Raw genomic sequence first — 1,157 nt, 5'->3', positions numbered from 1 at the left:
GGCGCCGGGCCGGGCGTGAAGAGGTCGCTCTTGACCGTCGTGCCCTTGACGTTCGCACCGCCGGGGCCCCCGTGCGGCTTCTCGGACACCGGGGGCTTCGGGTCCCCGTCCCCGGTGCCCAGCGGGTCGTTGGGGCCGGGAAGCTTGTTGTGATCGGTGAACTTGACCTTGTCGTCGAAGTACTTGTTGTAGATCTGGATCGCACCGGCGCCGAGGGCCAGCCCCGCGCCCAGGTCGAACAGGGTGCTGGTACCGGACCCGACGAAGGTCTCCCACTTGAACTCCCACTTGTCGTAGAAGGCCCCGTTGATGATGACCTCGGCCGCGCTCTCCGCGGTACCACCGACCACGAAAGAGGTGACGACCACCGGCGGGCCGTTCACCAGCCCCTTGAACAGCAGACTGTCCCGGTTGATCTTGAACTTGTCGAACACATCCCCCAGGAGGTCCTTGAAGAAGTTCTTGACCGGCTTCAGGATCTTCTCGAGGAACTCCATGAAACCGGCGGTGAGCGCACCGAACGCCGCCGAGACCCCGACGTCCTTCCAGTCCACCCCGCCGGGCCTGCGGGCACCGGTGTTCAGGCCCATCTGCGCCAGCCGGTTCGCCAGCGTGACCATGGCCTCCTCGATCGCCTCCCCGAGGGTCGGCGCGATGTGCGTCATCCGCACCAGCCGGTCGACGATCATCAAGATCGCCAGCTTGCTCCGGGCCCTCGCCAGGAACATCTGCGACACCGACGCACCACCGGTGAACGCCATCAGCGCCGCCAGAATCGCCAGCTCCGCGATCAGCAGGATGATCTCGGAGATGATCTCCCACTTCGACGCCTGAATGTTCTGCGAGTAATTGATCTGGCCATTGGCCATCTCGTCCAGCTGAAAAAGCAGCTTCTGGACGGGGTCGCCGCCGTTGGGCATATCGGTGAGCATCCGCACACTCTCGATGTACGGCTGCGCCACCTCCGGCGGCAACGCCTCCTCCACCATCTGAATCGTCTCCCGCGCGGCAGAGCGCAGGTCGATCAGACCCCTCTGAAGGGAAAGGTAGAGATTACGACTTTCCCACGCCAGATTCTCCCTGGCCTGCAAAGGCATTTCGCCCAGCAGGATCCAGAGCATCGTCCGGACGTCCGGTGGAAAGTCGATCTCCTCCAC

The 1,157-nt window shown here is 64.0% G+C and carries 1 protein-coding gene; it reads right to left on the bottom strand.

What is annotated here, in order from left to right:
• Window positions 1-1,157, bottom strand: a 1,157-nt coding sequence (locus IF99_RS31380; RefSeq protein ID WP_199806593.1) for a hypothetical protein, incomplete at both ends; no start/stop codon positions are given.

Origin of the sequence: Streptomyces sp. NRRL F-5630 (assembly GCF_000719475.1) — a bacterium.
Taxonomy (GTDB): Bacteria; Actinomycetota; Actinomycetes; order Streptomycetales; family Streptomycetaceae; genus Streptomyces.
The sequence above is the reverse complement of the archived record's forward strand: the minus strand, read 5'-3'. Positions and strand labels throughout refer to the sequence as shown.